This window comes from Micromonospora sp. (genome assembly GCF_048594385.1).
GTDB classification, from domain to species: Bacteria; Actinomycetota; Actinomycetes; order Mycobacteriales; family Micromonosporaceae; genus Micromonospora; species Micromonospora wenchangensis.
Genome location: NZ_JBMDWU010000237.1, coordinates 1 through 7,796 on the forward strand (window position 1 = coordinate 1; position 7,796 = coordinate 7,796).

At 71.7% G+C, this 7,796-nt stretch carries 6 protein-coding genes; 2 read left to right on the plus strand and 4 right to left on the minus strand.

Going from position 1 to position 7,796, the window contains the following annotated elements; all coding sequences use genetic code 11:
* Positions 1-3 precede the first annotated feature (3 nt).
* Both ACOJTC_RS12415 and ACOJTC_RS12420 read right to left on the minus strand, forming a co-directional pair.
* Positions 4-3,000, minus strand: coding sequence for a UPF0182 family protein (locus tag ACOJTC_RS12415; protein WP_420116963.1), 2,997 nt, complete (start codon positions 2,998-3,000; stop codon positions 4-6).
* A 129-nt stretch (positions 3,001-3,129) separates the two neighbouring features.
* Entirely contained in the window at positions 3,130-4,143 is a 1,014-nt protein-coding gene (locus ACOJTC_RS12420) for a PDZ domain-containing protein (RefSeq protein WP_357929714.1), read from the minus strand.
* Between the two features lie 182 nt (positions 4,144-4,325).
* Here ACOJTC_RS12420 and ACOJTC_RS12425 point away from each other — a divergent pair, with 182 nt between their 5' ends.
* Entirely contained in the window at positions 4,326-5,555 is a 1,230-nt protein-coding gene (locus ACOJTC_RS12425; protein ID WP_363655717.1) for a zinc-dependent metalloprotease, read from the plus strand.
* Positions 5,556-5,733: 178 nt separating this feature from the next.
* On the opposite strand, the gene ACOJTC_RS12430 is transcribed toward ACOJTC_RS12425, so the two are convergent.
* Together ACOJTC_RS12430 and ACOJTC_RS12435 are read right to left on the minus strand one after the other, a co-directional pair.
* Positions 5,734-6,333 carry a hypothetical protein gene (locus ACOJTC_RS12430; RefSeq protein ID WP_420116964.1) on the minus strand — a complete coding sequence of 200 codons (600 nt, stop codon included), beginning with the start codon at positions 6,331-6,333 and terminating at the stop codon, positions 5,734-5,736.
* A 137-nt stretch (positions 6,334-6,470) separates the two neighbouring features.
* Entirely contained in the window at positions 6,471-7,001 is a 531-nt protein-coding gene (locus tag ACOJTC_RS12435; RefSeq protein WP_420116965.1) for a M48 family metallopeptidase, read from the minus strand.
* 511 nt (positions 7,002-7,512) lie between these two features.
* Here ACOJTC_RS12435 and ACOJTC_RS12440 point away from each other — a divergent pair.
* The gene (locus ACOJTC_RS12440; RefSeq protein WP_007464795.1) at positions 7,513-7,680 is read left to right on the plus strand and encodes a DUF5679 domain-containing protein; all 168 of its coding nucleotides are present in this window, start codon (positions 7,513-7,515) and stop codon (positions 7,678-7,680) included.
* The last annotated feature ends 116 nt before the right edge of the window (positions 7,681-7,796 follow it).

The following is a 7,796-nucleotide window of genomic DNA, read 5'->3' on the forward strand; positions in this document are numbered from 1 at the left end:
CGGTCAGCCGCCGCCGGACGGCGTCGGCGTGGCGGGCGGGTTACCGCTGGGCGTGCCCGCCGGGTTGCCCTGCTGGGCCTGCTGGAAGGCGGTGATCGCCTCGTCCAGTGCCTTCAACGCGCGGCCGTACCGCTCGAAGTCGCCGGACGCCTGCGCGGCCTTGACCTCGGCGATCGCCGCCTGGACCCGCTGCGTGGCGGCGGCCAGGTCGGCGCTGGCCGGTGGGCTGCTCGCCCCGGGCGAGGCCGTGGGCGAGGGCGACGGCGGGGTGCCGCCCGAGGGCGGCGGCGTCTCGCCACCCGGCGGCGGGGTGGTTCCCTGCCCGGCCCGTTTGCCCTGCTCGACGAGCTGCTTGATGCCGTCGGTGACGTTGTTGGCCAGCACCACGTACGAGCCGCCGTCGCCGTACGACAGGAGCACCTTCTGCAACAGCGGGTACGCGTCCTGCTGGTTGCTCTTGACGTAGACCGGCTCCACGTAGAGCATCCCGTTGCCGAACGGCAGGGAGAGCAGGTTGCCGTACTGCACCTGGGCCTGGTTGGAGGAGAGCAGGTTCAGCTCGGTCCGGATGGTCGCGTTGTTGGTCATCTGTTGGTGCACCTGCACCGGGCCGGAGATCCGGGTCTGGTCGGGTAGCTCCAGCACCTCCAGCTTCGGCCGCCCGTCGACGTACGACCCGGAGATCAGCGCGGCGAGGTTCTGCCGGCCGTTCGGGGTGACCGCCGAGGTGAGCTGGAACCGGGGGGCGTCCTGGTTGGGGAACTGGGTGAACAGGTAGTACGGCGGCTGCTTCTGCCCGCTGTCCGGCGCGTCCGGCACGTTCGGCACCTGCCAGAAGTCCTGGCCGGAGTAGAAGTCGCCGGGGTTGGTGACGTGGAACTTGGTGAGCAGGTTGCGCTGCACCTTGAACATGTCGGCCGGGTAGCGGAAGTGGGCGGCCAGGTCGGCCGGGATGGCGCTCTTGGGCAGCACCAGGTCCCCGCCGAACGCCTTGTTCCACGCCTTGAGCACCGGGTCGGCGTCGTCGAACTCGTAGAGCCGGACCGTGCCGTCGTACGCGTCGACGGTGGCCTTCACCGAGTTGCGCATGTAGTTGACGTTCTCCAGGGCGAGCTGGAAAGTGCACCGGTTGGTCAGCTCGTCGGTGGTCTCCTGCTGGAGGTTGATCCGCTCGGCGTACGGGTAGGTCGCGGCCGTGGTGTAGCCGTCGATGATCCACTGGACCTTGCCGCCCACCACCGCCGGGTACGGGTCGCCGTCGAGGGTGAGGAACGGCGCGACCTTCTCCACCCGGTCCCGGGGGTTACGGACGTACAGCAGCTTCGAGTTGTCGTTGACCGCCTCGGAGAGCAGGAAGTTCGTCTCCTGCTCCTTGATCGAGTAGAGCAGCCGCCTGGTGAACGAGCCGATCTCGACGCCGCCCTCACCGGTGTAGGTGTAGTACTGCTCGCCCCCGGTGGTCGGGGTGGGCCGGTCGAACTCGACGTCCTTGTCCGCGCTGGTCTGGCCGACGATGGCGTAGTCGTCGGGCTGCATCCGCTCGCCGTAGTAGATCCGCGGCTGGCTGGCCGGGATCTGCTCGGCCTGCGAGGAGCACGCCTCCTGCGCCTTCTCGCCGAGGAAGCCGGAGACGAAGTACGGCTGCCCGCCGCAGACCACCTGGTTGGCCGGGGCCGCGACCAGGCCGTAGCCGTGGGTGTAGACGGTGTGCCGGTTGATCCAGTTGTTCTGCTGGTCGGTCAGCTCGCCGTAGTTGATCTCCCGGACCCCGACCACGTAGTCGGAGGTCTTGTTCTCCACCGAGTAGCGGTCGATGTCCAGCTTGGGGCCGAAGTCGTAGAACCCCCGGACCTGCTGGAGCTGGGTGTACGTCTCGGAGACGAGCTGCGGGTCGAGCAGCCGGACGTTCGGCACCACCGAGGTGTCGGTGGCCAGGCTGGCCGGGGGCACCAGGTTGCTCGCCGCGTACCCCTCGGTCTGCACCTCGGATATGTCGAACGCGTTGCGGGTGGCGTCGATGCTGCGCTGGATGTACGGGGCCTCCTTGTCCCGGGCGCTCGGCTTGACCTCGAAGGTCTGCACCGCCCAGGGGTAGATGCCGCCGATCGCGACGGCGGAGACGCCGAGCAGGGCCAGCGAGATGCCCGGCCAGACCAGGTTCCGCATCACCGCGTTGGAGAACACGATGATGGCGATGGCCACCACCACCGAGATGTACGCCAGGATCTCCTTGGCCGGCAGCAGCGCGTTGACGTCGGCGTAGCCGGCGCCGTACAGCTTGGCGCCCTCGTTGTACTCCAGCAGCATGGCCCGCCGGTCCAGCACGTACGCCACGGCCTTGAGCAGGACGAAGACCGCGACCAACGTGCTCAGGTGGGCCCGCGCCGCGCCTGTCATCCGGTCACCGACGCCCTGCAGGCGCACCCCGCCGAAGATGTAGTGCACGGCCAGCGCGCCGATCAGGGCCAGCACCACGGCAGTGAAGCCGACCCCGAGCAGGTAGCGCCAGAACGGCAACTGGAAGACGTAGAAGCCGACGTCGATGCCGAACTCCGGGTCCTTGACGCCGAAGTCACCGCCGTTGCGGAACAGCAGCCACTGCGACCAGCGGCCCTGCGCGGAGAGCCCGGCGAACAGGCCGAGCACCACGGCGGTCAGGCTGATCCAGGTGCCGATGCGCGGGGTGAGCAGCATCCGGTACCGCTCCAGGGTGGCCTGCTCCAGCGAGTGCGGGCGCAGCTTCGGCCGCAGCCGGTACGCCAGCCACAGGTTCCCGCCCACGAACGCGGCCAGGCCGAGCCCGACGGCGAGGAAGAGCAGCAGCCGGGTGAGCAGCACGCCGGTGAACACCTGGGTGTAGCGGACCTCGTCGAACCACAGCCAGTCCGTCCACGCCTGCACCCCCCAGCCCAGCAGGGTGAACAGGAGGAACACCCCGACCAGGACCCCGATGGTGACGCGTCCGCGCCGACTCATCCTCGGCAGGGGGCTGCTACGCATGGCCACTGTTTGGCTCCGCACGCTCGATGTGATCGGCTCCGGACAGGCACCCAGAGTACGGGGTGTTCCTGAACGTGTCGGGTCAGGTCGTGCCCGGGTCGCCGCCGGTGTTCCGGCGTGGCCCCGCCCTCAGCAGCGGGTCGGTTCCCCACCGGCGCGCAACGTGTCCAACGCGGTCAATGCCTCGTCGAGCGAGCCGACCCTGAGCATGGGCAGACCGGGCTGCGGGTTGCGGACCGCCTCGGCGCAGTTGTCGGCGGGGACCAGGAACACCTTGGCCCCGGCCTTCTTCGCCCCGACCAGCTTCTGGGCGATGCCGCCGATCGGACCGACCCGACCCTCGTCGTCGATGGTGCCGGTGCCGGCGATGATCTTCCCGCCGGTCAGGTCCTCCGGCTTGAGCTTGTCGATGATGCCGAGGGCGAACATCAGCCCGGCGCTCGGGCCGCCGATGTCCTTCAGGTCGATCTTCAGGGTGAACGGGTGAGGCTGCCGCTGGTCGGGGACCACGCCGATACGCGGGCGGCCGTCGGATTCCCGGCTGGTGACGGTGGCGGTGCCGGCTGCGCCGTCGCGGACGTACCCGATGGTCAGCGCGGTGCCGGCGGGCTTGCCCCGGACCAGCTCGACCAGCCGGGACGCCGAGGTGACCTTCGCGCCGTCGACGGTGGTGACCACGTCGCCGGCCTTGAGCGCACCGGCCGCCGGGCCGTCCGCGGCGACCTCCTTCGCCACCACCTCGACCGGGTAGCCGAGCTTGACCAGCGCGGCGGTCTCGGCGCTGCTCTGCGAGTTCTGGAAGTCCTCCGCGTTGCGCTTCTCGACCTCCTCCTGCGACTCGCCCGGCGGGTAGACCAGTTCCCGGGGGACCACCGCCTCGTCCTTGGACAGCCAACCGGCGATCGCGGCGCGCAGTTTCACCGTCGGCTGCACGCCGACCGTGGTCATCCGGAGCTGACCGGCGGAGGTGGAGGTCTCCCGGCCGCTGACCTGGATGACCTCCCGGCCGTCGTTGGTGCCCAGGGTGTTCACCGTCGGCCCGGGGCCGAGCACCACGTACGGGATGGGCGCGCCGAGCACGCCGATGCTCAGCAGGGTGGTGAGCAGAGCACCGAGGAGGACGGTCACGCCACGACGTCTCATGCGGCAGAGCGTACCGACCGGCGGCGGCGGGCCCGGCGGCCTGCGGCGGACTTCGCCCTCAGCGCAACGCCGACGGCGGCTACCAGGGGCGCGGCGCGCGTACCGTAGACGTCGTGCCTGATATTCCGTTCGGTTTCGCGCTCCCGGGTGGGCAACCACCAGACCCCAACGATCCCGCGCAGATGCAGCAGTTCATGTCACAGTTGCAGCACCTGCTCTCCGCGCCGGGCAGCGGGCCGGTCAACTGGGACCTGGCCCGCCAGGTGGCCGCCAGCCAGCTCGCGGCCACGGGTGACCCGATGGCCTCCCCCTACGAACGGCACGCGGTGGAGGAGGCGCTGCGCCTGGCCGACCTCTGGCTGGAGCCGGCCTCGGCCTGGCCGACGGGCATCCGCGTCTCCCTGGCGTGGAACCGCAACGAGTGGATCTACAAGACGCTCGACGTCTGGCGCAAGCTCTGCGACCCGGTGGCCAGCCGGATGGTCGGCGCGATGGGCGACCTGGTCCCGCCGGAGGCCCGCGCCCAGCTCGGCCCGATGCAGTCGATGGTCGCCACCCTCGGCGGGGCGCTCTTCGGCGGTCAGCTCGGGCAGGCCCTCGGGCAGCTCGCCGCCGAGGTGCTCTCCGCCGGTGACATCGGCCTGCCGCTCGGCCCGGCCGGCACCGCCGCGCTGATCCCGGCCAACATCCGGGTGTACGGCGAGGGCCTGGAGCTGCCGGAAGACGAGGTACGCCTCTACGTCGCCCTGCGCGAGGCGGCCCACCAGCGGCTCTTCGAGCACGTCCCGTGGTTGCGCGGGCACGTGCTGACCGCGGTCGAGAACTACGCGTCAGGCATCCGGGTCAACCGGGAGGCGATCGAGGAGGCGATGGGCCGGGTCGACCCGACCGACCCGGAGTCGATGCAGGCGATCGCCCTGGAAGGGATCTTCACCCCGGAGGACACCCCCGCGCAGAAGGCGTCGCTGGCCCGGCTGGAGACGGTGCTCGCGCTGGTCGAGGGCTGGGTCTGCCACGTGGTGGACAACGCGGCGGCCGACCGGCTGCCCAACGTGGTCCGCCTCGGCGAGGCGTTCCGTCGCCGCCGGGCGGCCGGTGGGCCGGCCGAGCAGACCTTCGCCGCGCTGGTCGGCCTGGAGCTGCGCCCGCGCCGACTGCGGGAGGCGTCGGCGCTCTGGGCGGCGCTGACCGAGCACCGGGGCATCGCCGGGCGGGACGCGGTCTGGGGCCACCCCGACCTGCTCCCCTCGGACGCCGACTTCGCCGATCCGGTGGCGTTCGCGACCACCTCGACGGATCTCGACGACGAGCTGGCCACCTTCGACTTCACCGCGCCGGGCGGTCCCGAGGAGCAGGCGCCGGGCAGCCGTCCCCGTCCCGACGACACCGAGGGCGACACCGACCGGCCCTGACCGGTCCCGACCCGCCGCCACCCCGGCCGGCCCGCCCGACTCCGGGGCGGGCCCGGCCGGTCGCCGTTGGTCGGCCGACGGCGCTGGTCAGGCCAGGTGCGATGGCCGGTCAGGTGCGGTGGCCGGCCAGGCGCGGTAGCCGGCCAGGCGCGTTGGTCGGGCCGGGTGCGGTGACCGGTCAGGTGCGGTGACCGGAGAGCAGGGCACGGGTCGCCTCCCAGCCCTCGACGGCCGGGTTGAGGGCGGCCAGGTCGGCCGGGCCGCGCAACCGGTGCCAGCCGGGGGTGACCGCCACGTCGGCCGGGGCGGGGGCCGCGCGCCGCAGGTCCGCCGGCCCGGCCACGTCCAGGTCCAGCGCCGGCAGCCACCCGGGTACGGGCAGCCGGGACGCCACCCCGAGCAGCCCCGGACCGCCCTCGACGGGGGCGACGGCGACGGGTCGGCTGGTCAGTGGTCGCAGCAGCTTGCCCAGGACGAGGCCCGGCAGGTCGGGGGCGTCGGCAGCCACCACGGCGGCCTGGTCGTACCCGTCGAGGGCGGCCAGCACGGCGGTGACGGTCGGCTCGGGTACCTCGTACACGGGGGTGTCGGGCCAGCGCACCGCGTCGGCCAGCCAGCGGTCGGCCGGGGTCACCGCGAGCGCGGACTCCACCTCGGCGAGGGTGGCGAACAGGTCCACCACGTCCTCGGCCAGGGCGGTACGCCACTGCGTCGGTTCCACCCCGGGCGGCGACCAGACCACCGGACCGAGCAACGCCACCACCACCCGTCGGACCATTCCCCGACCCTAGTGGGCGCGGTACGGGTGATCGACTCCTGTGGGCCCATGTAGTGCCCTCGACGCCGCTCGGACACCGCTACCTGCGCCCCGATGAGTTGATCAGCCCAGGGCAGGACGGTCGACGGGTGTGGCGGTCAGCCGGCGATCGGCATGGCGGAGGCGGCGGCGACCCCCTCCAGGTAGCCCCGGGCCCGTTCGGTCTTGGCGTACCGGCCGACCAGGGCCCAGAAGCGGGCGTTGTGGCTCGGCACGATGAGGTGCGCCAACTCGTGCAGCAGCACGTAGTCGAGCACCCAGTCGGGCATCTCCTGGAGCCGGTGCGAGATCCGGATGGTCCGGTCGGCGGGGGTGCAGGAACCCCACCTGCCGTTCTGGTTGGTGACCCAGCGGACGCTGGCCGGCAGGGCGTCGCCACCCAGGTCGGCCAGGTACAGGTTGATCAGGCGCAGCGCCCGGTCGAGCAGTTCGGTGTCGTTACGGGCCAGCCGACCCTCCCGGGCGGCGAGCCGGGCGAGCATCCGGTCGACCCACTCGCTCTCCTCGGCCCGGGAGAACTGGTCCGGGATGAGCACCACGACCCGCTCGCCGTCCCGGTAGGCGGACACCGTGCGTCGCCGGCGCTGACTGCGCCGTACCTCGACGACTGGCTTCCGCGCCGCCGCCATCAGTGGGCCGCGCAGCCGTGGTTTCCTGCCACGATGGAAAGCTAATGCGTACTGACCAGGGGTCCGCAAGGGTCAACACCCCGACACGCGCCCGGAAAATGGTGGTTAGTAGTAAGGAGTCCGAAAAAAACTGGTGGTGACCATGAGCCTGAATCCCCGTCACCCTTCGTGGCGACGTGGGCGGCCACCCTCGGGCGCGATCTCCACCGTAGGTGATCGGCCTCGACCGCGCCGCCGCACCCCCGTCCGGGGGACCTCCCAGAGGGCTTCACACGGCGTGTCCCCGGCAAACTCACTTATCCCGCCTATTTCGGGATGCACACTCTCGACGTCGACTTGCTCACAGTGTCGATGCACCGCTGACATGGAACCGCCCAGACCTGGGTAGGGTCCGCCAACCGGCGGTCACGTGGGTGGCCGCGGAGAAGGACCCGGCGCCGGCGCCCCCACGGCCCGCCGCCGGGAGCACCGCCGGACCGACGTGCCCGGCGGACGAGACGAGGAGGCTACCGTGGCCGACCAGGCCCAGACCTACAACGGTTACTGCGTGAAGTGCAAGGAGAAGCGGGACTTCGAGGGGCACGTCGAGGTTTCGAAGACCGGGATGAACATGGCCAAGGGCAAGTGTCCGGTGTGCGGCACAACAGTGAACCGCATCCTGGGCAAGGCCAAGGTCTGACCAGTCCGGGTACGACGCGGGAGGGGGGGGCCCCCCGGGCCCCCCCCCCCCCCCCCCCGCCCCCCCCCCCCCCCCCCCCCCCCCCCCCCCCCCCCCCCCCCCCCCCCCCCCCCCCC

Bases quoted from the DNA above. Each gene is read 5' to 3' on its own strand.
- ACOJTC_RS12420 (WP_357929714.1), bottom strand. From the start codon at position 4,143: ATGAGACGTCGTGGCGTGACCGTCCTCCTCGGTGCTCTGCTCACCACC.
- ACOJTC_RS12435 (WP_420116965.1), bottom strand. From the start codon at position 7,001: ATGGCGGCGGCGCGGAAGCCAGTCGTCGAGGTACGGCGCAGTCAGCGC.
- ACOJTC_RS12430 (WP_420116964.1), bottom strand. From the start codon at position 6,333: ATGGTCCGACGGGTGGTGGTGGCGTTGCTCGGTCCGGTGGTCTGGTCG.
- ACOJTC_RS12415 (WP_420116963.1), bottom strand. From the start codon at position 3,000: ATGCGTAGCAGCCCCCTGCCGAGGATGAGTCGGCGCGGACGCGTCACC.
- ACOJTC_RS12425 (WP_363655717.1), top strand. From the start codon at position 4,326: ATGCAGCAGTTCATGTCACAGTTGCAGCACCTGCTCTCCGCGCCGGGC.